At 57.2% G+C, this 25,581-nt stretch carries 18 protein-coding genes; 7 read left to right on the top strand and 11 right to left on the bottom strand.

Going from position 1 to position 25,581, the window contains the following annotated elements; translation table 11 throughout:
* Positions 1-160 precede the first annotated feature (160 nt).
* From leuA to leuD, 4 genes are read left to right on the top strand one after another with little or no spacing between them, the layout of a single operon-like run.
* Entirely contained in the window at positions 161-1,726 is a 1,566-nt protein-coding gene (gene leuA / locus ACZYTD_RS14130) for a 2-isopropylmalate synthase (RefSeq protein WP_463892945.1), read from the top strand.
* Positions 1,726-2,823: a 3-isopropylmalate dehydrogenase gene (gene leuB, locus ACZYTD_RS14125; RefSeq protein ID WP_463892944.1), complete on the top strand. Its 1,098-nt coding sequence runs from the start codon at positions 1,726-1,728 to the stop codon at positions 2,821-2,823. Before leuA ends, leuB begins: the two co-directional genes overlap by 1 nt.
* A gap of 3 nt (positions 2,824-2,826) precedes the next feature.
* The gene (gene leuC / locus ACZYTD_RS14120; RefSeq protein WP_463892942.1) at positions 2,827-4,239 is read left to right on the top strand and encodes a 3-isopropylmalate dehydratase large subunit; all 1,413 of its coding nucleotides are present in this window, start codon (positions 2,827-2,829) and stop codon (positions 4,237-4,239) included.
* A 10-nt stretch (positions 4,240-4,249) separates the two neighbouring features.
* Positions 4,250-4,849: a 3-isopropylmalate dehydratase small subunit gene (gene leuD, locus ACZYTD_RS14115; RefSeq protein ID WP_463892941.1), complete on the top strand. Its 600-nt coding sequence runs from the start codon at positions 4,250-4,252 to the stop codon at positions 4,847-4,849.
* 351 nt (positions 4,850-5,200) lie between these two features.
* Here leuD and ACZYTD_RS14110 read toward each other — a convergent pair whose 3' ends face one another.
* From ACZYTD_RS14110 to ACZYTD_RS14075, 8 genes are all read right to left on the bottom strand, one after another.
* Entirely contained in the window at positions 5,201-6,469 is a 1,269-nt protein-coding gene (locus ACZYTD_RS14110) for a cytosine deaminase (protein ID WP_463892940.1), read from the bottom strand.
* A 170-nt stretch (positions 6,470-6,639) separates the two neighbouring features.
* On the bottom strand, positions 6,640-8,028 hold the full coding sequence (locus ACZYTD_RS14105; RefSeq protein WP_463892938.1) for a glycoside hydrolase family 53 protein: 1,389 nt from the start codon (positions 8,026-8,028) through the stop codon (positions 6,640-6,642).
* A gap of 350 nt (positions 8,029-8,378) precedes the next feature.
* Positions 8,379-8,711 (bottom strand): glucose PTS transporter subunit EIIB, encoded by a 333-nt coding sequence (locus tag ACZYTD_RS14100; protein ID WP_463892936.1) that lies wholly within the window; start codon positions 8,709-8,711, stop codon positions 8,379-8,381.
* A gap of 99 nt (positions 8,712-8,810) precedes the next feature.
* Complete coding sequence (locus tag ACZYTD_RS14095; RefSeq protein WP_463892934.1) at positions 8,811-10,871, bottom strand: beta-galactosidase; 2,061 nt, start codon at positions 10,869-10,871, stop codon at positions 8,811-8,813.
* A 70-nt stretch (positions 10,872-10,941) separates the two neighbouring features.
* Positions 10,942-12,153 carry a glycoside hydrolase family 53 protein gene (locus tag ACZYTD_RS14090; protein ID WP_463892932.1) on the bottom strand — a complete coding sequence of 404 codons (1,212 nt, stop codon included), beginning with the start codon at positions 12,151-12,153 and terminating at the stop codon, positions 10,942-10,944.
* 18 nt (positions 12,154-12,171) lie between these two features.
* Positions 12,172-13,023 (bottom strand): sugar ABC transporter permease, encoded by an 852-nt coding sequence (locus ACZYTD_RS14085; protein ID WP_463892930.1) that lies wholly within the window; start codon positions 13,021-13,023, stop codon positions 12,172-12,174.
* 12 nt (positions 13,024-13,035) lie between these two features.
* Positions 13,036-14,340, bottom strand: coding sequence for a carbohydrate ABC transporter permease (locus tag ACZYTD_RS14080; protein ID WP_463892929.1), 1,305 nt, complete (start codon positions 14,338-14,340; stop codon positions 13,036-13,038).
* A gap of 79 nt (positions 14,341-14,419) precedes the next feature.
* Positions 14,420-15,655 (bottom strand): extracellular solute-binding protein, encoded by a 1,236-nt coding sequence (locus tag ACZYTD_RS14075; protein ID WP_463892927.1) that lies wholly within the window; start codon positions 15,653-15,655, stop codon positions 14,420-14,422.
* Positions 15,656-16,246: 591 nt separating this feature from the next.
* Between ACZYTD_RS14075 and ACZYTD_RS14070 the strand changes: the two genes are divergently transcribed.
* From ACZYTD_RS14070 to ACZYTD_RS14060, 3 genes are all read left to right on the top strand, one after another.
* A complete protein-coding gene (locus ACZYTD_RS14070) occupies positions 16,247-17,329 on the top strand; it encodes an ABC transporter ATP-binding protein (RefSeq protein ID WP_463892925.1) in 1,083 nt (360 codons plus the stop codon).
* Positions 17,330-17,978: 649 nt separating this feature from the next.
* Complete coding sequence (locus tag ACZYTD_RS14065; protein WP_463892923.1) at positions 17,979-20,000, top strand: methyl-accepting chemotaxis protein; 2,022 nt, start codon at positions 17,979-17,981, stop codon at positions 19,998-20,000.
* Between the two features lie 111 nt (positions 20,001-20,111).
* Positions 20,112-20,543, top strand: coding sequence for an early set domain-containing protein (locus ACZYTD_RS14060; protein ID WP_463892921.1), 432 nt, complete (start codon positions 20,112-20,114; stop codon positions 20,541-20,543).
* Positions 20,544-21,315: 772 nt separating this feature from the next.
* Here the strand turns inward: ACZYTD_RS14060 and ACZYTD_RS14055 are convergent.
* The 3 genes from ACZYTD_RS14055 to lamB form a co-directional block, all read right to left on the bottom strand.
* Complete coding sequence (locus ACZYTD_RS14055; RefSeq protein WP_463892919.1) at positions 21,316-22,269, bottom strand: 5'-nucleotidase; 954 nt, start codon at positions 22,267-22,269, stop codon at positions 21,316-21,318.
* Between the two features lie 523 nt (positions 22,270-22,792).
* Positions 22,793-23,914: a glycoside hydrolase family 53 protein gene (locus ACZYTD_RS14050; RefSeq protein WP_463892917.1), complete on the bottom strand. Its 1,122-nt coding sequence runs from the start codon at positions 23,912-23,914 to the stop codon at positions 22,793-22,795.
* 71 nt (positions 23,915-23,985) lie between these two features.
* The gene (gene lamB / locus ACZYTD_RS14045; protein ID WP_463892915.1) at positions 23,986-25,236 is read right to left on the bottom strand and encodes a maltoporin LamB; all 1,251 of its coding nucleotides are present in this window, start codon (positions 25,234-25,236) and stop codon (positions 23,986-23,988) included.
* Positions 25,237-25,581: the final 345 nt, after the last annotated feature.

Below are 25,581 nucleotides of genomic sequence, written 5' to 3'. Positions count from 1 at the left end.
GCTCATCTGCTACTACTACTAAGCCTAAACGTGGTATCTCGCGCGGGTTAGTCGTAGCTGAATGTCAGCAGACCAAATTTCACACAAACCCGTGCGCCAGCACGGGTTTTTTATTACAGCTTTCTGGCGCACGGACGAATAGACAAGAGAGGATGTCATCATGTCAGATCGGGTCATCATATTTGATACCACCTTACGAGACGGCGAACAGGCACTCGCCGCCAGCCTGACGGTCAAAGAGAAGCTGCAAATCGCGCTGGCGCTGGAGCGGCTGGGGGTTGACGTCATGGAGGTGGGGTTCCCGATCTCCTCTCCTGGCGACTTTGAATCGGTACAGACCATAGCCCGTCATGTGAAAAATAGCCGGGTCTGTGCCCTCTCACGCGCCCTGGAAAAGGACATCTTCGCCGCCGCCGAAGCGCTGAAGGTGGCCGAACAGTTCCGCATCCACACTTTCCTCGCCACCTCCACCATCCATGTGGAGAGCAAGCTGCGCAAGAGCTTCGAAGATGTGCTGGAAATGGGTGCAAATGCAGTTAAATATGCAAGAAAATTCACAGATGATGTTGAATTCTCCTGTGAAGATGCGGGCCGGACGCCGATTGACAATCTCTGCCGCATGGTGGAAGCCGCTATCAAGGCCGGTGCCACCACGGTCAACATCCCGGATACGGTCGGTTATACCGTCCCTTCGGAGTTTGGCGGTATCATCCAGACCCTGTTCAACCGGGTGCCGAACATCGACAAAGCCATCATCTCGGTACACTGCCACGACGATCTGGGCCTCTCGGTAGCCAACTCCATCAGCGCCGTGCAGATGGGCGCCCGCCAGATCGAGTGTACCTTGAACGGCATAGGCGAGCGGGCCGGCAACTGTTCGCTGGAAGAGGTGGCGATGATTTTACGCACCCGCGCCGACCTGCTGGGGCTCACCACCAACATCAAGCATCAGGAGATACACCGCACCAGTCAGCTGGTGAGTCGCCTGTGCAACATGCCGATCCAGCCCAACAAGGCGATAGTCGGCGCCAACGCCTTCTCCCATAGCTCGGGTATTCATCAAGATGGCGTACTGAAAGCCAAGAATACCTATGAGATCATCACCCCCGAGAGCATAGGTCTGAATCAGAACACCCTGAATATGACCTCCCGCTCCGGCCGCCATGTGATCAAGCATCGCATGGAGCTGATGGGCTACGCCGAGGGGAGCTACGATCTGGACGAGCTCTATACCAGCTTCCTGAAGCTGGCCGACAAGAAGGGGCAGGTGTTCGATTATGATCTGGAAGCCCTGCTCTTCTTCAGTCAGATCCAGGAGGAGCCCGAGCAATTCAAGCTCGATTACCTGAGCGTGCTCTCCGGCGGCAGCGTGATGGCCACCGCCAGCGTACGCATGAGAGTGAGCGGTGATATGGTGTGTGAAGCCGCCACCGGTAATGGCCCGGTCGATGCCGTCTATCAGTGCATCAACCGCATCACAGGCTACGACATCCGCATCGACAAGTATGAGTTGAAGAGCAAGGGCGAAGGTAAAGACGCCCTGGGTCAGGTGGATATCGTCGCCGAGTATGAGGGACGCAAGTTCCACGGCATGGGATTGGCTACCGATATAGTGGAGTCGTCCGCCCAGGCCCTGGTCCATGTGATGAACAACATCCACCGCGCCTGCCAGGTGGCGGAGAAAAAAGAACAAATTTCGCAAAAATCCAAGTTGGAGACTATCTGATGACAGGAAGTTACAAGATCGCCGTACTGCCCGGCGATGGCATTGGCCCGGAAGTCATGGCCGAAGCCCGCAAGGTACTGGCCGCGGTATCTACCTCTTTCGACATGAGCTTCGAGTTCAGCGAGCATGACGTGGGCGGCATCGCCATCGATAACCACGGCTGCCCGCTGCCCAAGAGCACGCTGGAAGCCTGTGAAGCCGCTGACGCCGTGCTGTTCGGCTCGGTCGGTGGCCCCAAGTGGGAGCACCTGGCGCCTAACGACCAGCCGGAGCGCGGCGCCCTGCTGCCCCTGCGCGGTCACTTCAAGCTCTTCTGTAACCTGCGCCCGGCCCAGATCCACCAAGGGCTGAACGCCCTCTCCCCGCTGCGCGCCGATATCTCCGATCGCGGCTTCGACATCGTCTGTGTGCGCGAGCTGACTGGCGGCATCTACTTCGGCCAGCCCAAGGGGCGTGAAGGCGAAGGCGCCATGGAGAAGGCCTTCGATACCGAGGTCTATCACAGATACGAGATCGAGCGCATCGCCAAGATCGCCTTCGAGTCGGCCCGCGGGCGCCGCAAGAAAGTCACCTCCATCGACAAGGCCAACGTGCTGCAAAGCTCCATACTCTGGCGTCAGGTGGTGACCGAAGTGGCCAAGGCGTACCCGGACGTCACCCTGCAGCACATGTATATCGACAATGCCACCATGCAGCTGGTCAAGGATCCCTCCCAGTTCGATATCCTGCTCTGCTCCAATCTGTTCGGTGACATCCTCTCCGACGAGTGCGCCATGATCACCGGCTCCATGGGCATGCTGCCCTCAGCCAGCCTCAACGCCGATGGCTTTGGTCTCTATGAGCCAGCCGGTGGCTCGGCGCCGGATATCGCAGGCAAGGGTATCGCCAATCCGGTGGCCCAGATCCTCTCCGCCGCCCTGATGTTGCGCTACAGCTTCAAGCAAGAAGCCGCCGCCCAGGCCATAGAGCGCGCCGTGGCCGAGACCCTGGCCGCAGGCTACCTGACCGGTGACCTGCTGCAAGGCGCCGGCAAGCATCCAGTACAAAGCACCAGCGACATGGGTAGCCAGATCGCTGCCCGCATCCGGGAGATTTAATTCATGGCCAAGACGCTTTATCAGAAGGTTTTTGAAGCCCATGTGGTCCACGAGGCCGCCGGCGAAACCCCCATCATCTACATAGACCGCCACCTGGTCCATGAAGTGACCAGCCCGCAAGCCTTTGACGGCCTGCGCCAGATGGGCCGTAAGGTACGCCGTACCGATCGCACCTGGGCCACCATGGATCACAACGTCTCCACCCAATCCTGCGACATCAACGCCTCCGGCGAGATGGCCCGGGTGCAGATGCAGACCCTGATCCAGAACTGCGATGACTTCGGTGTGCCCCTCTATGGCCTGGGCCATAAGTGGCAGGGCGTGGTTCACGTCATGGGCCCGGAGATCGGTCTGACGCTGCCGGGCACCACTATCGTCTGTGGCGACTCCCATACCGCCACCCACGGCGCGTTCGGCGCCCTGGCCTTCGGCATCGGCACCTCGGAAGTGGAGCATGTGCTGGCCACCCAGACCCTGAAACAATCCCGCGCCAAGACCCTGAAGATCGAGATCAAGGGCAAGGTTGCCCCTGGCATCAGCGCCAAGGACATCATACTCGCCATTATCGGTAAGACAGGCACAGCCGGTGGTACCGGTTATGTGGTGGAGTTCTGTGGTGAAGCCATCGCCGCGCTGACCATGGAAGAGCGGATGACAGTCTGCAACATGGCCATCGAGATGGGTGCCAAAGCCGGTCTGATTGCACCGGACGAAACCACCTTCGCCTACCTCAAGGGTCGTCCCTTTGCGCCCAAGGATGCCGACTGGGAGGCTGCCGTCGCCAGCTGGCGCACCCTGCACACCGATGCTGACGCCCAGTTTGATGCGGTACTCGAACTCGATGGCGCCACTATCGCGCCGCAGGTGACCTGGGGCACCAACCCGGGTCAAGTGATCGGCATCGATCAAGCTATCCCGGCGCCCAGTGATTTCAGCGATGCGGTTGCCCAGCACTCCTGCGCCAAGGCGCTGGAGTATATGGCTATCGAGGCCGGCAAGAAGCTCACCGAGGTGGCCATCGACAAGGTCTTCATCGGCTCCTGCACCAATGGCCGCATCGAAGATATGCGCGCCGCGGCCGATATCGCCAAGGCGGCGCTGGCCAAGGGTCAGAAGGTCGCAGCCGGCGTACAAGCCCTGGTGGTTCCGGGCTCCCAGCAGGTGAAGAAACAGGCCGAAGAAGAGGGATTGGACAAGATCTTTGTCGAGGCGGGTTTTGAATGGCGTCTGCCAGGCTGCTCCATGTGCCTGGCCATGAACAATGACCGCCTGCAACCGGGCGAGCGCTGTGCCGCCACCAGCAACCGTAACTTCGAGGGTCGTCAGGGCCGCGGCGGGCGCACCCATCTGGTGAGCCCGGCCATGGCGGCTGCGGCGGCGATTGCCGGTCACTTTGTCGATATTCGCGAGCTGTAAGGAGAGCGCCATGCAAGAGTTCAAACAACATACCGGGCTGGCCGCACCACTGGATGCCGCCAACGTCGATACCGACCAGATCATCCCCAAGCAGTTTCTGCAGAAGGTTTCCAAGCTGGGCTTTGGCAAGCACCTGTTCCACGACTGGCGCTTCCTGGATGATGCCGGTGAGCACGCCAACCCCGAGTTCGTGCTGAACGCCCCGCGCTACGCCGGTGCCAGTATCCTGCTGGCCCGGGAAAACTTCGGTAACGGCTCCAGCCGCGAACACGCGCCCTGGGCGCTGGCCGACTACGGTTTGCGCGCCATTATCGCCCCCAGCTTTGCCGATATTTTTTACGGCAACTCGCTGAACAACGGTCTGCTGGTGGTGCGTCTGAAGGCCGAGGAAGTGGATGCCCTGTTCACGCTGGTAGAAGCCAATGAAGGCCAGACCATCACGGTCGATCTGGAACACAAGCAGGTACGTGCCGGGGATCTGAGCTTTGACTTCGAGATCGACGAGTTCCGCCGCTACTGCATCATGAACGGTCTGGACAATATCGGTCTGACCCTGCAGCACGGCGACGACATCGATGCCTTTGAAGCCAAGCAACCCGCCTGGCTGTAAGCACCCAGTCGCTTCATCTACGCCATAAACCAGAACGGCCCCGCGGGGCCGTTTTTTATGGCTCTGGCCCAGTTACCTGTTGAGCGTCCCAGCTACATCGACAAGGTGGCGCACGCTGACTCGCCGTGAACCCATCCATGGGGGCTCCGCCGCGCCATCCCTAGCGCAGAGGGTCAGCTTAGCGCTACCTAAGTCGCTGTGATGGATCGGAACCGCTCGTTAGAGGAGTGGAGTCTGGACGAAAAGCAGGCCGTTGGTGGCAGGGATGCCACCATCGAGTCTGCGCTCGTCCGGACTCCAGGCCTACATTTGAGCTGGATCTATCAACGCATAACTGGGATCGCGCCTTTTTTATGGGCGGCGAAAATCGACGCGCTCGCTTGGCTCCAGCTCAATTTCGTACTCGGCCGGACGGCAGCGGGCAATCACCCGGCCATCGCGGATGGAGTAACGCACCGGCACCTGACGGCGCAGGGCATCGAAGCCCGACTCGGCGGGCAAGATGATGAGCGAGCCACGCTTGCCCAGCTCGATGCCATAATCGGCCAGTTGCAGGGTGCGGGCACTGTTACTGGAGATGAGCCGCAGGCTCTCATCTATCTCCTCATACCCCATCATCTGACAGACATGCAGACCCATATGCAGCACCTGGAGCAGGTTGGCCGTCCCCAGCGGATACCAGGGGTCGAACACATCATCGTGACCGAAGCAGACATTGAGCCCGGCCGCTAGCAGCTCCTTGACCCGGGTGATGCCGCGACGTTTGGGGTAGTCGTCGAAACGCCCCTGCAGATGGATGTTCACCAGCGGGTTGGCGACAAAGTTGAGATCCGCCAGTTTCAGCAGCCGGAACAGCCGCGAGGCGTAGGCGCCGTTGTAGGAGTGCATGGCGGTGGTGTGACTGGCCGTCACCCGCGCCCCCAGCCCATCGCGCTGGGTGAGCCAGGCCAGCGTCTCCAAGAAGCGCGACTGCTCGTCATCGATCTCGTCACAGTGCACGTCGATGAGCTTGTCGTAGCGCTGGGCCAGGGCAAACGCCCTGTGCAGGGACTCCACTCCCAGCTCGCGGGTGAACTCGAAGTGCGGTATGGCCCCCACCACATCGGCGCCCAGGCGCAGCGCCTCTTCGAGCAGCGCCTCGCCATTGGGATAAGAGAGGATGCCCTCCTGGGGAAAGGCCACCAACTGCAGATCCAGATAGGGGGCCACCTCGGCCTTCACCTCCAGCAACGCCTTGAGCGCCAGCAAGGAGGGGTCGGAGACATCCACATGGCTGCGCACCGCCTGGATGCCATTGGCCATCTGCCACTTGAGGGTCTGCCAGGCGCGCTGCTTCACATCTTCGTGGGTCAGCGTGGCCTTGCGCTCGGCCCAACGCTCGATCCCCTCAAACAGGGTGCCGGAGCGGTTCCAGGCCGGTTGCCCGGCGGTTTGGGTGCCATCCAGATGGATATGGGGCTCGACAAAGGGCGCCATGGCCAGCCCCCCTTCCCCATCCAGGCTGGGGCCCTCGTAGCCAAGATCGTCGGCCATCGGACTAATCTGGGTAAAGCAGCCATCCAGGATCAGCAATTGCCACAACCCAGGCTCATTGGCCAGACGCACATTACGGATCAGCATAGCCACTCCCCTTCACTTCAATTTATCGATCGCGTTTTAGTTATCTGACCCCAGTTTATTCCCGCTGTCGACCACTAGACCAAGTGGCATGAAAAAAGCGGGATCGCTAACCGATCCCGCCTCTCATCTCAGCCCGCAGATCTGGCTGCGGTGCTCTTAACCCATGTCTCTCACGGGGCAGCAAACGCGGCCAGAGCGGGCAGCGCATCGCCGTGGAAGTCGAACAGCGCCTGATTCTCCCAGGCGTTGCCCACATTGCCCGAGGTTTGCAGGTAGCTCATACCGGCATCGCTGGCCCAGGTGGCATCGACCGGCAACCAGTCCGGCTCCCAATAGACAAAGCCCAGCCCCAGCTGATTGGGCACCGCCTTCAGCGCCCCACGCAGATCCTGCAGAAAATTCAGCTGACCAGCCGGGGTCGCCGGATAGCCGCCACTCGTCGCCTCATTAGGGCCAAAGCCATTACCCAGCGAGTCGGCGTTATCTGTGGTGAAGGCATAAGCCGTCTCCACTATCATCAGGGGTTTGCCATAGCGACTCACCATGTCATTCATGTTGCTCTGCAAACCACTCATAGGGCCATGCCAATAGGGGTAGTAGGAGAGCCCGATAATATCGAAGGGCACATTGCGCTTGGTGATCTCGTCAAACCACCAGCGGAAAGTACCATTGTCCCCCCCCTTGGCCAGGTGCAGTATGATCTTGGCGCCATTAACTCGAGCCGCAGCCGTCTCGGCAGCGCGGACTCCCGAGATCCCGGCATTGAGCAGTTTGGCCAGCATGTCAAAGCCGCCACTGCCATCACCCCAGTTTTTGCCGGTTGGCCACAACAGGCCGGAGTTGAGCTCATTACCGACCTGCACATACTCAGGAGCCACGCCCTGAGCAATCAACTCAGTGACCATCTGCTGGGTGTAGCTCTTAACCTGGGCGACCAGGGCATCATCACTCAGTGCTTGCCACGCCTTGGGCTTGAACTGTTGGGCAGGGTCAGTCCAGAAGTCGCTGTAGTGCAGATCCAGCAGGAAGCGCATCTTGGCCGCCTTGGCCCGCTTGGCCAGTCGCGTCACGCGAGCCAGATCGCTATCGCCCCCACCATAGGCCACACCCGTGGCCGACTTAGGATCCACCCACAGGCGCAGACGCACCAGGTTCACCCCCTGCGCCTGCAACAGGGTGAAGAGATCCTGGGTCACGCCATGTTGTTGAAAGCTGCCGCCCGCCTGCTCTACCGCGTCGAGCATGGAGAGATCCACGCCGCGCGTCGTCAAGGCACCGCTCATCTCAACGGCAGCCGTATCACCGCTTGAGCCAGCAATGTTGGAAGCGGAGTCATCAGTCGAGGGGGTTGAGGTCGACGGCGTCGAGGCTGATGGTGTGGTAGATGGCGTCGTTGATGGCGTGCTGGTTGACGGGCGAGTTGTGTCACTGCTGCTCTGGCTAGCCGCCGGAGTGCCACCACCGCCACACCCCACCAGCAGCCCAGACAACAACAAATAGCAGAGAACAGCCCTAGGCCAGGGCCCCAGCTGGCGCGGCATGATTCGGGTCATCGACATGGTCAGATCATCCTTTTATTGAGTCAATTATGACAACGAGGCAACTCAGACAGAGTCCCCCTCCAAGGCGACCAAGATAACAGAGTCACCCCAGGCAGAGAGTGATAACGGTTACACAAATTTATAAAAAAGATCTTTCCCCAGCAGAAAGAGGGAGCCGACACACGGCCTCGGCTGGAGTGCACCTTGCGGTGACAGTGGGTGAAATTAGAGGGAATGGCGAGATTTGGCAAAAAAAGTGGCCATATTGAGTGACATATTCCCAATATGGCCAAGCAGCGGGATAACAAAGTAGTTCCGAGATAGACTATAGCGCCTCCCCAAATAGAAGGGAAACCGCTACCACCACATTAGTGATCCAGATCACCCAACTCAAACCAGCTCTCCAACTCCCGGCGCAGATTGTCCGAACGTTTGCCAAAGATGGCCTGCACCTCATGCCCCACTATCACCACGCCTATGGCACCCAGTTGCTGCAGCTTGGCACTGTTGACCAACCCCAGCGCCTTCACCTCCACGCGCAGGCGTGTGAGACAGGCATCAAAGCTGAAGATGTTCTCCTTGCCACCGAAGGCCGCCACCAAGCTCAGAATATTGGCCTCATCCATGCTCAACTCCTTCTCTTGCGGTTTATCTCCCAGCGCCAAGGTAAACAGACGCTTGAAATCCTGCATCTTGATCATGCTTCTCTCCTTGTGTTGCTCACTTGCGTTGCCCCAGGGGCCGCCCCTGCATCAGCCATTAAGCAGTGAGAAAAAAGCCCGCCGAAGCGGGCTCAGGGGTTAAGCCAGGGCTCGACGCAGCACCCGGCAACCATAGCCGGTTAACGTCAGCTCTCGACCCAACGGCTCGGCCGTGGTCATCTCCTCATAACCAGCGGGCAGGCTCACCACCTGGGATAGGCCTGTGTAGTTCTGGATGAACACAAACTCCTGCTCACCATCCCGCCGACTCTGGGCCGTGACACCATAAGGCAACTCGGCAGCCAGGGCGCGCGGCAGGTGGAGCTCACCGGCCAGTTGGCCGAAGAAGTCCCGCTGGAACGCCAGATCGTTGCGTGACGCCACATAGTAGGCGCGACCGCAACCATGGTCATGCACAGTGACCGCCGGCTCACCGGCGTAGAAGTCGCTCTGATAGCGAGCCAGGGCGCGAGCCCCCTCCAACTGGATCCGCTCGCACAGATGGGTCACAGCATAGGGGCCGCGCAGCCCCAACTCGTTGCCATCAATGCCCGTGATGCCATTGCGTTCATGATCATACAGAGCGTCTATCTCCTCGGCCCAGATGCCGAGGATGGGACGCAGCGGGCCAGGGAAGCCCCCCAGATGACAGAGGTCGGATTCGTTGACTATGCCGCTCCAGTAGCTGGCGACAAAGTTGCCACCGGCCTGGACGAAGGCGTCCACCCGCTCGGCAAAGCCCTCGCGCACCATGTAGAGCATGGGGGCGATCACCAGCTGATACTGGCTCAAGTCGCAGTCGGCATTGATCACATCCACCGCTATCCCCAGCTCCCAGAAGGGACGATAGTGTTCTGCCACCGTCTTCTCATAGAAGAGCCCCTCATTGCGCGGCCCCTGGGCATTGTCCATGGCCCAGCGGCTCTCCCAGTCGAAGATGATGGCGACTTTCGCCGCCACCCGACTACCGACCACGGGTGCCAACTGGCTCAAGATCTCCCCTAGCGCCTGGACTTCACGGCCAACCCGGGTGTTGAGATGGCCGACGTGGTCCACCACGGCGCCGTGGAACTTCTCCACCGAGCCCCGGCTCTTGCGCCATTGGAAATACTGAACCGAGTCGGAGCCGTGCGCCACCGCCTGCAGGGAGGAGAGAATATGCATCCCCGGCTTCTTCAACTTGCTGATGGACTGCCAGTTGGTGAGGCTGGGCGTGGACTCCATCAAGAAGAAGGGCTTACCCCCTTTGAGTGTCCGCATCAGATCGTGGTACATGGCGATATAGGCCGCCAGGGTGCACTCATCCTCGGCGTTGTGCCACATGGGGTAGCTGTCCCAGGAGATGAAGTCGATGACCTTGGCCAACTGCCAATAGTCATAGTCGTAGAAGTACTCCATGAAGTTGGTGGTCACCGGAATGGCCGGATTCTCCGCCTTCAACGGCTTGATCTCTTCGGCGCAGAAGTCGGTTACCTGAGCGGTATTGAAGCGCTTCCAGTCCAGATTCAAACCATGGATCGACATCTCACCCTGGGGCGCAGGAGACGCTATCTGTTCCCAGTCGGTGAAGGTATGGCTCCAGAAGGTGCTCCACCACGCCTGATTCAGGGCCTCCAGCGTGCCATAGCGGGCCTTGAGCCAGTCACGGAACTGGGCCTGGCACAGCTCGCAGTGACACTCGCCACCATATTCGTTGGAGATGTGCCAGGCGATGACGCCCGGGTGGTGGGCATAGCGCTTGGCCAGAACCGTGTTGATCTGCCGCACCTTCTCCCGGTACACAGGCGATGTCAGGCAGTGGTTATGACGGCCGCCATGCAGCGCCTTGACCCGCTCCTTGCTCACCCGCAGCACTTCCGGGAATTGAGTGGAAAGCCAGGCCGGGCGCGCGCCACTCGGCGTGGCCAAGAAGACATAGATGCCATTGGCGTAGAGAGTATCCAGCACCTGATCCAGCCAGCCGAACTCGTAGCGCCCCTCTTCGGGCTCTATGCCTGACCAACTGAAGATGCCCACTGACATGACGTTGCAGCGGGTCTGCTTCATCATCTCGATATCGCGAGCCAGCACCTCAGGGTTATCCAACCACTGATCCGGGTTGTAATCGGCCCCATGCAACAGCACAGGCACCTTGTCACTCAAGGGGGGAAACTTACTCATCTTTTCCTCCAGGGAAACGATAAAAAGCGGCACCCAACCCAGCTAGGGTGTTGGGTGCCGTGGCGTGAAATCAGTTAAATACTTTGATGGAGGGGAGCACATGACCCTGACAGTCAAACAGCGCCTGGTTTTCCCGGGCATTGCCCTCCTTCCAGTCGTCGTTGTTGTACTTCATACCCGCCTTGGTGGCCCAAGTCGCACCTGATGTTGGCAACCAAGCCGGTTCCCAGTAGAAGATCCCCTTGCCGCGATTGGCTGGGACCTCGACTATGCTCTGCATCAGATCGTGCAGGAAGTCGGCCTGACCCTGAACTGTGGCCGGATAACCGCCATCGGTCGCCTCCTTGGCACCGAAGTTGTTCTCGGCGTTATCACAGTTCGCCGTGCTGTAACCATAGGCCGCTTCCACCACGATCACATCTTTGTTATAGCGCTTGCTGATGTCATCCATGTTGTACTTGAGGGCGCTGATGGGGCCGTTCCAGTAGGTGTAGAAGGAGAGACCAATCACATCGAAGGGCACGTTGCGCTTGGTGATCTCATCAAACCACCAGGTGAAGGTGTCATTCTTGGTGCCTTCCGCCAGGTGCAACATGATCTTGACGTTATCCTTGGCCGTGAGGTTCTCTTTCACCCCGTTAACGCCCGCCTTCAACAGACCCGCCAGACGGTCAAACTCGCCGCCGTTCTGACCCCAGCTCTTGCCCTCCGGCCACATCATGCCACCGTTGATCTCGTTACCGATCTGCACCATATCTGGCAGCACACCCGCCTTCTTGAATTCGGCAATGGTGCTCTTGGTGTAGTCATGCAGGGCTTGAGTCATCTGCTCGATATTCATCTTGGCCCAGGCCTTCGGCTTATTCTGGCGACCCGGATCGGTCCAGAAATCGCTGTAGTGGAAGTCCAGCAGGAACTTCATGCCATTGGCCTTGGCGCGCTTGGCCAGGGCAATGGTGGTGGCCAGATCGTTATTGCCGCCACCGTAACCCTTCCCCGCCGCATCCTTAGGGTCATTCCAGATCCGCAGGCGAATATAGTTAAAGCCGTTCTCTTTGAGGATCTGCATGGCGTCTTTCTCTACGCCCTGCTCATCGAAGTACTTGCCGCCGTGCTTCTCCACTTCGGCCAGCATGGAGACATCGGCCCCCTTGATAAAGTCGGATGCCATACCCGCGACCGGCTTGATGGTGACCTGTTCGGCGGCCTGAGCCACCAGTGGCAGGGTCAGGGTTCCGGTGGCCAGCATGGCGGCCAGTAACAAACTCGTTTTCAGCTTCATTGTTCGCATCCTGTGTAGTTAGCCCTTGGTCCCGCCGGCGGTCAGGCCAGAGACAAAGTATTTCTGCAGTGAGAGGTAGAGGATCGCCACGGGCACGGCAATGAGCACGGCACCGGCGGCATAGGTGGTGTAGCTGGCCCCCATCTTCTGGGAGACCAGGTTGTAGAGGCCGATCGGCAGGGTGAACTTGTCTGGCGTACGCAATATGGTACTGGCCAGGATGAAGTCACCCAGGGGGCCGGTGAAGGAGAAGAGCGCCACCACGGCGATGATCGGCTTGGAGAGCGGCATGATGATCTCGATGAAGATGCGGAAGTTACCGGCACCATCCATGCGGGCCGACTCGTCCAGATCCTTAGGGATGGCATCCAGATAGCCCTTCATCAGATAGGTATTCATCGGGATCATGCCGCCCACATAGACCAGCACCAGGGCCAGATGACTATTGATGAGACCCAGCATCTGCGCCAGCACGAAGATGGCGATCAAGGCCGAGAACTGGGGGATCATCTGCAGCAGCAGGAACAGCATCAACCCATTCTGCCGCCCGCGGAAACGAAAGCGGGAGAAGGCATAGGCGGTGAAGCTGACACTGATGAGCGTGAGCACCATGGTCAGCACACTGATCTTCATGGAGTTCCAGTACCAGGCGGCATAGTCGATATTGCCGTTGAACAACTCCCGATAGTGCAAGAAGGAGAGGTTCTCCGGGATGATCGAGGTGTTGAGCAAACTGTTACCCGGGTTCAGAGAGGCACCAATGGTCCACACCAGGGGGTAGATGATGATGACTGACACCATGAACAGCAGCAGATATGAGAGGCCCAATCTGATGAAATTACTTTTTTTGACGCTGTGTTTAACACTCATGCTCTGCGCTCCTTAGGCCATGTCGTCTTGCTTGAAGGAGTTGGTCGCGCGGAACTGCCACAACGCGATACCGACCACGAAAATGGACAACAAGATGGTGATGCTGGCCGCAATCGCATACTGGGAGGAGGACATGGTCAGCTTGTAGATCCAGGAGACCAGGATATCCGTCCCACCCGCGTTGGAACCCATAACCGCCGGGCCACCGTTGTTGAACAGGTAGATGATGTTGAAGTTGTTGAAGTTAAAGGTGTACTGGGTGATGAGGATCGGGGCAATCGAGTAGAGCACCAGCGGCAGCGTGATGGTGGTCAGCTTGTGCCAGGTGGTGGCGCCATCGATAGTCGCCGCCTCGTAGAGATCATCCGGTATTGCCTGCAACACGCCGGTAGTCATGGCGAAGACGAAGGGGAAACCCAGCCAGGTCTGCATCAGGATCAGCGCCGTCTTGGTCCAGAAGGGATCGGTCATCCACGCCTTGGGTTCTATCCCCAAGGAGGCCAGGATGCCGTTGTTGATGACCCCGAAGGTCTCGTTAAACATACCGGCAAACACCAGAATGGTGACGAAACCCGGCACCGCCCACGGCAAGATCAGTATGGTGCGAATGAGCGGCTTGAAGCGCAGATCCTTCTGGTTTACCAGTATGGCCAGCAGCACGCCCACGGAGCACTGCAGCGTGGTGGCGATCAGAGTCCAGATCACGGTCCATTGCAGCACATCGAAGAAGGTGGAGCGCCACAAGTCCAGACGGAAGATGTTGAAGAAGTTCCTGAGCCCCACCCAGTCCACCAGCTTGGCCGGCGGCGTGTGGTAGAGATCGTAGTTGGTAAAGGCGATGGAGAAGCCGAAGATGATGGGGAAGACCACCACGAACACCAGCAGGATAAAGCCCGGGGTGATCATCAGGTAGGGGAAGCCTTCGCTCAGCAGCAGTTGATACTGCTTCTTGACGCCCATCAGAGCCTGACCCTGATCCCGCTTCTCACCACAGAGGTAAGCATCGCGGAGACTCCAGTAGTAGACGCCGACACCGAAGGTCGCGACTATGGCGCTGATGACCCCTTTGGCCAACAGAAACACCGAGTTATCCCGCGGCAATTCGCTACCCAGGGTAAACAGCCCCCAGAAGCCCATCCGCAGAAACTCATGAAAGACACTGAAAAAACAGGCCAGAATGACGAAGAAGATCGCGCCCTTAACCACTTGCCGATTGTAAATCTGGCCCAGCCCAGGGATGAGCGATAACAGCATCGCCACCTTGGCATGATGGGTTTTAGCTCCGATCTGCGCGATACCGCTGGAATCGACAACCACAATACACCTCCTATCCATTAAAAACATGGGCGCCAGACGGCCTAGCGCCCATGTTGGCAGATCATGACGCTACGAATCGTTATTGGTTATTGGCGTGATTCGCTTCGATCTGCATGTTGATATTTTTCACCGCCGCTTCCAGCGCCGCCTTCACATCCTGCTTGCCGGTGACACCCAGTTGCAGCGCGCTGTTGGCCGGGGTCCACACTTCCTGCATCTCGGGTACGCTAGGCATAGGGATGGCGTAACCGGCCTGAATGGCCACGGCACGGGACTTCTCATCGTTCTTGATGATGGGGTCATCGATCAGCGCCTTCACTGGCGGGATTTCACCGGTCAGCTGGAAGCGTTGCTTGGCGTATTTAGCCTGGTTGATGAACTCCACAAACTTCTGGGCCAGCGCTTTTTGCTGGGAGTAGGTGGAGACGCTGTAGCCCTTCACGCCCAGGAAGGAGCGCATATGCTCGCCATTGGGCAGCAGGGGCAGCGGCGCCACACCGTAGTTCACGCCCGCATCCTTATAGGGCTGGAAGGCCCAAGGACCCGTGATGACGGCGGCGGCCTTCTTCTCGGTGAAGAGAGAGTCAATGGCGTTGGCGCCGGTTTCACCGACGATACCGGCCGGGAAGAGGCCATTGGCATAGAAACTCTTCAGGAAGCTGACCGCAGCGATCGCCCCCTGATTGGCCAGACCCACATCCTTGACGTTCAAGGAGCCGTTGCCGTTTTGACCGAAGATGTAACCCCCCATGCCGGCGAGCACACCGTAGGAGTAGTAGATCTCGTCAAACTTGGCCAGCAGACCATACTTGCCCGCCGCACGCTGGGTCTTGGAGAAGGCGATCAGATCGTCAAACTTCTCCGGCGCTTTTGGCAGCAGATCCTTGTTGTAGACCAGGACTATGGTTTCCACCGCCTTGGGAATACCGTAGAGCTTGCCGTCATAGGTCTGAGCATCGACGGCAGGCTTGGTGAAGGTCGCCAGATAGGCGGGGTCAACCTTGAGTTCGCTGATCAGCCCCTGCACCACGGCAGTACCGACCTGATCATGGGGCAACACCAGCACATCCGGACCTATGCCCGCCGGGCCATCCAGACGCAGCTTCTCGATCTGCTGGGCGTAGGGCATCTCCAGCACCTTCACCTTTACCTGATTCTGGGCCTCGAACTCCTTGATGGCTTCACTGATGCCATTGGACTTCTTGATATCTTCCCACACCAGCAGCTCGCCTTCGGCAGCCATGACGGCCTTGCTGAATACACCCGCCACACCCAGTGACATCATGACGACCGCGGTTAATGTCTTAATCTTCATCGTTGCTCCTTGACCCTATTCAGGCGAAAACCATGGCTAACCATTTCGCGGTAGCGACTCATTCAGATGCGGTGTTTTCACAACCAGGCCATCTGGATCCTCTTAAGTCACTGCCAACCTACCCATATGCTGACTTGCTGCTGCGACATCTGGTGGAAAGCACCTGGCTGAACCAACCGTTCTCACAGCACATCGACACACTAACAATTTGATTAAAAAGAACTTTGCACTCTGGCAGTGAGTCGTTTCAGAACTTCTGCTGACAAGAGCCCGGCATCACACCTCGCCGCAGTCTGTTACATAAGTTGGGGTAACGATTACACCAGATGTGATTAAGTTAAGCGGAGCGCGTCCTGTCTGCCAGTGCCAGATGCAAAGGGTGTGATCTTATGCACAAAAGCAACAGCACTTAGTGCAAGCGATTACACCACGCTGTTATATTGGCTTCACCGCAGCAGCGAATGGTGGCGTGCCCTTTCATCTCAGGCGAGGCGCCTGGATAGCGAAGTAGCACTTCTGATGTACGCCATGGGCCGGACACTCGGCACTTAACATTCAGTGAACTTTATTATTATCAAGGAGTTAAACAAGATGGCGAGTATCAGACTGCATAATGTCATCAAGCGTTTTGGCAAAAACGTGACGCTGCATAATGTGAATCTCGATGTGCAAGATGGTGAGTTCACCGTCTTCGTCGGTCCCTCCGGCTGTGGCAAATCCACCCTGCTGCGCATGATAGCGGGCCTGGAAGAGATCTCAGACGGTGAAATCTCCATCGGGGATACGGTCGTCAATGACGTGGCCCCCGCACACCGTGGGGTCGCCATGGTGTTTCAGTCCTACGCCCTCTACCCACATATGACGGTAGCCGAAAATATGGGTTACGGCCTCAAGGTCAACGGCGTGCCGAAAGAGGAGATCCAGCATCAGGTCGGCATGGTGGCCAAAACCTTGCAGCTTTCCCACCTGCTGGATCGCAAACCCAAGCAACTCTCGGGTGGCCAGCGCCAGCGGGTCGCCATTGGTCGCGCCATAGTGCGCAACCCCAAGGTGTTCCTGTTCGATGAACCCCTCTCCAACCTGGATGCCGAGCTACGGGTCGAGATGCGTCTGCACATTGCCAAGCTGCACCAGGAGCTGAAGACCACCATGATCTATGTGACCCACGATCAGGTGGAGGCCATGACCCTGGCCGACAAGATAGTGGTAATGAACTATGGCAAGGTGGAGCAGGTGGGCTCGCCCATGGATCTCTACTACAAACCGACCAACCAGTTTGTGGCCGGCTTTATCGGTTCACCCAAGATGAATTTTCTGCCCGCCCGCCTGATCCGCTGGTCACCGCACGAAATAGAGGTGCGCATCGCCGACCAGTTACAACTCACTCTGCCCATCGCCATACAGCAGCAGGCCGAAGGCAGCAACCTCACCCTGGGCCTGCGCCCCGAGCATGTGCTGCCCGATGGCAGTGGCATTCATCTGGCCTTTACCTGCGAGGTGGTCGAGCGTCTGGGTAACAGCACCTACCTGTTTGGTCAGTGCTGTGGCATCGATAACTTCAAGCTGCTGCTGGCCGGCGACAATGCCTTCAAGCCCTATCAACAGCTGGATGTCTTCTTCTCCCCGGAACACTGTTTGGTCTTCAACAGTGACGGGATCCGCGTCAGTCAATAAGCCCACCGTCACGTCCCCGAGCCCCCCGCCAGTCGGGGGGCTTTTCTATCCGGGATCTCGAATCCCGAACGTTTCACCCGCCCCAAACTGCAACGCCTCCCCTCACACCCATGCCACGCCAAGCCACTCCAGTGCCTGTCTCTTATACACATCTTTAGTCGATTGGTGAGATAAATGCCGAAAAAAGCTTCGAACAGCGCCTCCCCCTGCCAAGGGGGAGGTTGGGAGGGGGTGGCTTTTGATGTTTCACAAGCTAAAAAGCAGACCCCACCCCAACCCTCCCCTTGAAAAAAGGGGAGGGAGCCTCAGCTTCCCTGGATTTTTCATTAACAGGATGGGAGTTGTGCACAAGAGTCAGAACCAATGCCACACCAATAACAGGCCTCCCCTCATGCCGCACTGAAATGAGAGCAGGATCGCAACCCACAACACTGGCTCTGCAACCGTGCAAGAAAATAATGTAATCGGTACCACCAATAAGGTAAGTTTTATCTGCAACGTGACTATATCAAACCCAGCACCGCTCGTTACCCAACAAATAACCGGGCTAAAGCCCTGTAAAATAGCGGGTGATGGTTTACCACGTCGGCTCGACCGCCGAGGGGATGGGTGAAAATTAAGGTGTAACCGATAACAAAGGTGGCTCACTATGAACCGTTTTTCCATCATTCAACGCATCGTCTTTGCCTTCGGTTTCATCATTGCCTTGATGATACTGGCGGTAGTGATGGCCCTGCACTCAGGGCAACAGCTGGCATCCCAAGTCAATATCCTGGCCGGGCAAGTGGCTCCCATGCTGGTGCAGAGCCGCGCTGTCACCAAGGATCTCTTCTCCCTGGACAAGGAGCTGCATAGCCTGCTGGCCCAAGCAGATAGCCAGAGCCTGGCTCACGGCAAGGCACGGCTAGAGCAATGGCAAACGACCTTTAGCCATGACGTGCAGTCCCTGGAGCACAAAGCCCAGCAGGAACCCGCCGTACTGCAGAAACTGGCGAGCCTCAAAGAGCAGCAGAGCATCTACTGGCAACTGGCCTCGCAGCTGGTGACCCTCTATGCCACCAACCTGGAGAACCAGCAAAAAATCGCCCAAAGCAGTGACATCACCGCCAGCAGTAAACGGCTGCTCAAGGAGATGGCACGGCTGGTCGCCCCGCTGGGGAGCCACTATACCGTGGGTCTGAGCCATAACTTGGCCAACAACCTGGAGCTGCTGGCCGATGCCAGCCAGGAGGCATTGAAACAGAATAACCCGCAACTGGTGGGCAAACGCCTGGAGGCCAACCGTCAGCTGGTGAACAAACTGCAAGCCCAACGCAAGGAGCTGGCCGCCGAGCTGCTCAAACAGGAGAGCGCCTTCGGTGGCGCCATCGAGTTCGAAGCCAGCGTGGGGCACTTGCTGGATCAACTGTTAAACGATGCCGCAGGCGCGCAGGGGTTGTTGGCTCGTCATCTGGGCCTGACCGAAGAGAGCAGCCAACTCCGCAACCAGAGTGAGCAGGCCACCCGCATCATAGACAGCGTATTGGGCGAGCTGGCCGACATAGATGCCGCCGTCGATCAGCAGATGCAAAGTCGAGTCACCCGCTCCCAACAGGTGTTGGAGCAGCTTAAGTCCGTGCTCTACATCGGCCTGGGGGTCGCCCTGCTACTGGCTACCCTGGTGCTGTGGCGCGTTATCGCCGCCATCCGTACCCCCATGCAACAGACGCTGAAGGTGTTGAGTGCCCTGAGCCAGGGCGATATGACGCAACAGATCCGCTACGACCAAGGTGATGAGTTTGGCCAGTTGGCCAGCGGCATCAATGGCCTGGCCCAGGAGATGCGGGCCATGCTGTGCCAGGTGGTGCAGAGTGCCAATGAGCTAGGCGCCGTTGCCAATCGCAACCAGATCACCCTGGAGCAGACTCACCAGCAACTGGAGCAACAGCGCAGCGAAACGGCAGGCGTCGCCGCCGCCATGGTGGAGATGGAACACACGGTCGGCGATGTGGCCAGTGCCGCCCACCACTCACTGCAATCCGTGATGGCGGTGACCCGCAAGGCGGATGAGGGGCGCGCCATCAGTGATGGCACCATAGCCCGCATCAATCAACTGGCCAGCCAACTCCAGGGCTCGCAACAGGTGATCGAAGAGGTGCATGGTCTGAGCGTCAACATAGGCGGCATCCTGGATGTGATCAGCCAAATCGCCGAACAGACCAACCTGCTGGCCTTGAATGCCGCCATCGAAGCCGCCCGGGCTGGCGATCAGGGGCGCGGTTTCGCCGTGGTCGCCGGTGAGGTCCGCAACCTGGCACACAGAACGGCCGCCTCGACCTCGGAGATCCAGGCCATGATCAGCGCCTTGCAATCCAGCGTCCGCCAAGCCGTGGAGGCGATCCGCACCAGTGGTCAAGTGATGGCCATCTGCACCCAGGATAGTGATGACACCAAGCAGGCCATCAACACCATCTCCGATGAGTTGCAGCACATAGCCGATCTCAGCAGCCAAATTGCCGCCGCCGCCGAACAGCAGCAGTGCACCAGCGCCGAAATTGCCAGAAACATGAACAACATCAATGGCATTGCCGATAACAACCGCACCGCACTCACCCAGGTGGCCCATACCAGCGGCCAGCTGCAGCAGCTATCGCAAGCCCAACAGGAGCTGGTGCAACGATTCACCCTCTAACGCTGGCGGAGCGGCAGCGGGCCGCTCCCCTGCCCCCAAAGCCCTTGCGCGACGAGGTCTTTGGGAGCCGGCACCGCCGCTCACCCCCCAGTAACCCATCAAGCGAGGAAGATGATGTTTAAGAAGATGATATTAGCCGCCACCCTGCTGGCCTGTGCCCAGCCCCTTCTGGCCGCGGAGAGCACAGCCGATAGCGCCGCCAACCGCCCCCTGTTTTTGCGTGGTGAGATGAACAATTGGGAAGCCCCCCAGGCCCAGCAACTGCAACAGAGCGAGGCAGGCGTACTCAGCGCCAAGGCCGTACTGCAAGCCAGCCATGGCGCCTACAAGTTCAAATTTGCCGATGAGAAGTGGAAGGGCGATAGCACCTATGGCGTCTTTGACCCGACCAGCAAGGTAGAGCTGGGCAAGCCAGTCATAGTCAAATCCGGTTATCAGTGGGGCGACATCAAGTTTACCCCGCCAGCAGATGGCACCTACGAGTTTGTACTGGATCGCCGGGATGCCACTAAGCTGCAGGTCACGGTAAAAGCGGCTAACTGACCCTTAGCCAGCCCGGCCTAGGCTGACAAAAGCCTAACGCCAGAGCGCCGCACCAGATTGCGGCACCAAACTGGGTGTCCCTTCCCTTGCCAAAATTTCCCACCCGCAACCGGGACACCCAGTTTCCAGCTCGGGCCTCGTGACTTGGCCCAGAGCGTGGACACCCGCGCACCAACCAGTGGCAAGACAACCGCAGGGCTGAGAGATTACTTCCGGCAACCCCAGCTACGCCATAAAGCCCGCTTGCTGGACTATCGTGGTGTTGAACGGCTGGGTGCCAATTGGTCGTCTTTGGGCTTGGGCGAAACAGAAAAGAGCGATAAACGAAGAGAAAGGGAAAAGGAATAACATGCAGAGGCACGACCATAACTATGGATGTAGTGACATAGTGAACCAGGATCTGGCGCCGCTGTTCTCCCTCCCCTTTTTTCAAGGGGAGGGTCGGGGTGGGGTTAAGCTCTTGAGCGCTAGAAACCAGCCCGTTAGGTTGAATAACATGAAGCCCAGCGTTTACCACGACACCGATTTAAAAAACCAGATTTTCTTTTCTTGCGAACGCGTTGGGCTTCGCCTGCTCAGCCCAAGCGACACGCCTTATCCATAATATAATGTATCCTCCATTATTAATTAAAAATGAGCCTAAGCAGGTGCGATTAGCGAAGCGTAATCGCACAAATCAATTTAATCCCTATGTAGTTCTCAAACAAACAACAAATAACTTTAGATGACATGTGGAATATAACACTGAACACTTATGACTTCATGCGTACGATTACGCTTCGCTAATCGCATCTACAAGATCTTTATTTGCTACGCCAAACGGAATATGCACAGACGGAAGCACTTTTGATGCAGGGTCAAGATGAACTCTCTGATCGTCAAAGAAGATATGAGGATCGAGAACCTCTAAAATTGAACTTTTATCTATACCACCTAAGAAAAAAGCCTCATTTACGGTGATCCCCCAGTCTCGCATAGTATTTATTACACGTTCATGTGACGGGGCATTTCTAGCAGTGACAATTGATATTCGTAGTTTTGGTTTATATAAAGAATCGACCAAAACTTTTTCTTGTTCTTTTTGCTGCACAATGGATAGCTTTTGTAAGAACTCTTTTAATGGTCCAGGATTATGAGTTATATGAACTTTTTCCGCTTCATGTTGATGAAATTGCCCGAGGTCATGTGTTTTTTGATAAATGCTCTCTGCTTCATCGTCAGCAATGACACCATCAAAGTCAAACGCTACCCGCAACTCATTGTCGCCAATAATATCCATGTGTTTTGAATCTAAAACTTGACCCGCAGGATAGCCCGCTAAAATAGCTTGCTTTACATCCACTTCGTTTGCCGAAAGAAATAGACTAATAGATAAAGAAGGAATATATCTATGGGGATCTCTCCCTTGTAAAAATACTGCCCTGGTCATGCCTAACCCATAATGTTGGATAGATTTCATGACCCGCAGGCCTGTGTCAGGATCATTTCTAGACAATAAGATAACTTCAATTGGCGGATCTTTTGGTGAAATTTCGTTGATAGATAAAAGTCTTTTGATAAATGGAAAGGCAACGCCTGGTTTCAGAGGTATGTTTTCATTATCCCGTTGGAAAGACCTATATTTTTCTTCGCCATCGTCACGAAAAACTGCATCTGAATCTGATAATTCAAATAGAGCACTTGATGCCAAGCCAATTACAAGTCGATTACTTAAATCATATGGCATAGAGATATCCTAAGTTACTTAACATTTTAGTTATGGAGCGCCTCAAGATTCTCTAGCTACCCGCCACAGACTTGCGGCTATCACAGTGCCAAGACGCGAAACGGCCTGTCGGTGATGGTAGCCGTCTTGCGCTTTTTGAGTCCTTAGGCTAGCGCAATCGTTTCACTCAGGGAATGGGCTCGAATGGGAAAGGTCATATTTATTAGGTTTTTTTTCAGTGGCGGGGTTCTGCCAGCGGAACCCCATCTGCGCGTTGGCATGGGGTTGAGTGACTAATCAATGCGGTGGAGGTAACCATTAAGCCGACCGTAGGCCTCAGGGAGGGATTAACGGTGCGTCGGCATAAGGTTATCCCTATGCCGCTCTAGCCCCAACACATAATGGGAACCGCGCCAAAACCTCATCCCGGCCTTCCCTAGGAAAATGGGGAAGGAGCCAAGCAGAGCGTCCCCCGTGGCGCTCGCCCTCTCTTCCCCTATAGTGGGCTCCCCCCCCCTCTGCCCGACACGCTACACCTTGGGCGTTATTGCGCCGCTTTCCCGAAGGTCTTGAGCCCCGGCAGCGCACGGCCCTGGAAGTCAAACAGGGTCACGTTGTCCCACTCATCCCCGGCGCCAGCCTTCCAGCCTGCTCCGGGGTGCGGAATAAAATCGGGCTCCCAGTAGATCACCCCTTCACCCCGACCTTGCGGCACCGCCTTGACGGTTTGCCACAGCGCCGTCAAAAACTGTTGCTGGCCTTGCTGCGTCATCGGATAGGTCTCAGATCCGGTCGAGGTGTAGATGTTCTGCTGGCTGTCGCCGTTGCCCGTGGTCCAGGGATAGGCGGTCTCGACCACGATCACCGGTTTGGCATAGCGCTGGCTCAAATCATCCATATTCTGTTGCAGATCGGCCAGGGCACCGTGCCAGACCGGATAGAAGGAGAGACCGATGACATCAAATTGCACACCGCGCTCCAACATGGCATCAAACCAGCGACGACAGCGGCCATTGTCACCACCGGCATCCAGATGCAGCACCACCCGCGAGCTCGGTGATATCTCCTTCACGGCACGGGCACCGGCCTTGATAAAGCTCGCCAGATTATCCCATTCCGGGACCCGGCCCAGCGGCCAGAGCAGGCCGTTGGAGATCTCGTTGCCTACCTGTACCTCTGCAGGGGTCACCCCGGCGTCTTTGAGCTGCTGCATTACATCCCGGGTAAAGGCGTACAGTTTTTCGCTCACTGCGGCCGCATCCAGCTTGCGCCAGGCTACCGGCATAGTCTGCTTGCCCGGATCCGCCCACCAGTCGCTGTAGTGGAAGTCGATCATCACCTGTAAACCCGCCGCCTCGGCCCGCTTGGCCATGGCGACCACATGGGCCGGATTGTTGTAGCCTTCCGGCCCGCTCTGATCAGACGGGAACTCGGTATACTTGCCCGGCTCGTTCCACACCTTGAGGCGAATGCGGTTCACCCCATGACGCTTGAGGATCACCAGCAGATCTTCGGCCGACTTGGCGTCATGGTCATAAAACTTGGCCCCGGCCGCTTCGAGTTGCGGCAAATGGGAAATATCGGCACCGACAATCGGTGCGGCCTGCGCCGCCGACAGCACTCCGGCAGTCAGCAACATCACAAGCGCTAGCGCTCGGGTCATCATGCTTGGGCTCTCCAAGGTCTTTCACCAAAGAAAAAGGGGAGCCTTGAGGCTCCCCTTGTCGCTGCAATCGCTTACCACCAGGCTTCGGCTTGCACGCCGAAGTTCATGGTGTTGTTGTCCTGCTTGCTATTGAAGGTCTTGTCGTTCTCCCCATCCTTCAGATAGCTGGCGTAGACACGGATCTCCGGGCGCGCCCAGAAACCCGGGCCGGCAGACCAGGCTTGCGCCAGAGTGTACTTCTGACCACCCTGTTTGTATTCGTTACCGGCGTTGTAGGTATCCTTCTGGGAGAAGGTCCCCGCCTCGACTATGCTCTTCATCACATCGGTCCATTGGTACTGAGCACGCACCACCAAAGAGAGCAGAGTGGAGTTATCAGTGAACGCATCTTTGCTGTCGACATCGCCATACGTCAGCACATGGTTAAACATGGCCTTCTCACCCAGCGGCAATTCACCGGTATTGATGATGCGATACCCCTTGGCCTCGGAGGCATCACTCCAGATGTCATACCAACCGCCACCTTGGGAGACCATGTTCTGGGCCAGCCCCTTGTCGGCATACTGCAGCACTGTCTTGTTGCTGCCACCCAGCATCTCCTGGCTCAACTCACCGGTCAACATGACCCCATTCTTTGCATCATAGTTGCCACCGACCGCTTTCTGCTCATCAGTCGGATTGGGCATGGCATAGTCGATGCCAAACTCGGTCCAGGCTCCCTTCCAAGGCTTCAGGCCGGCATAGCGCACGTCCAGGTAATTGATGTTGACGTCATTATTTTGCAATTTGTCATTCACATCGGTGCCATCACCGCGGATCCAGGCGGCAGACAGTGTACCTGGGCCGGCCTGCAGCCCTTCAATGCCCGCCCCGGCGCCGGAGACGTTCCAGTACTTCACGTCTATGATGTGCAGGTCATGACGTTGGTAATAACGCTTGCCGACCCACACCATGGCCTCTGGTGCCGCCCCAATCAATCCCTTGCTCTGGACGTTGAACTGGCGCAAGGCAAACGTCGCGTCATTGGAGGAACCCGTGGCTTCCCAATCGTTGGAGCCGTCAGAATTCATGCTGAACATGCTGTCCACATAGAAACTCTTGCCGCCCTTGTTGTAGAGCTCCTGACCCAAACCAATTTCGGTATAAGTATCGGCTTCGTTGCCCAGACGCCCCACCTTGGTCTTCTGCCACTCCTGGATGCTGCCATCCTGAGATACGCCGACACCAGAGCGGAAATAACCAGTGAAGTTAACGGCAGATGCCGAGGTGGCAGTCAGCGCAAGGGCCAGGGCCACTGAAGTAGCGAGCAATTTAGCTTTCATAGAAATTCCTTTATTCATAGTCACTTACTATATGGAGTATGCCAGCAGGCCACAGGTAAACGCTTTCACTGGCGCAGGTGAATTATAGGAAGTTAGTACCAGTAAATGACATGACATGACTCACAAAATGAGATCGTTTTACTAAATCACTTGATATCTCGTAAGCATCAGCTGAGTTTAAAATCATATCTACATGATTACAAAAGGAATTATAAAAGCAAAACCAAGTGTAATTGATTACACTAATTTTGTAATGAGTGCGTCACGAGGCCAAGCGAAGCGTTTTTTCGCCCCATTTCGTCATGGCAGAGAGCCATTGGAGCAGAGATCGCAGGCCGAGCCCCT

The sequence above is a fragment of the Pseudaeromonas sp. HNCC25DJ180 genome (assembly GCF_055413345.1).
The sequence above is the reverse complement of the archived record's forward strand: the minus strand, read 5'-3'. Positions and strand labels throughout refer to the sequence as shown.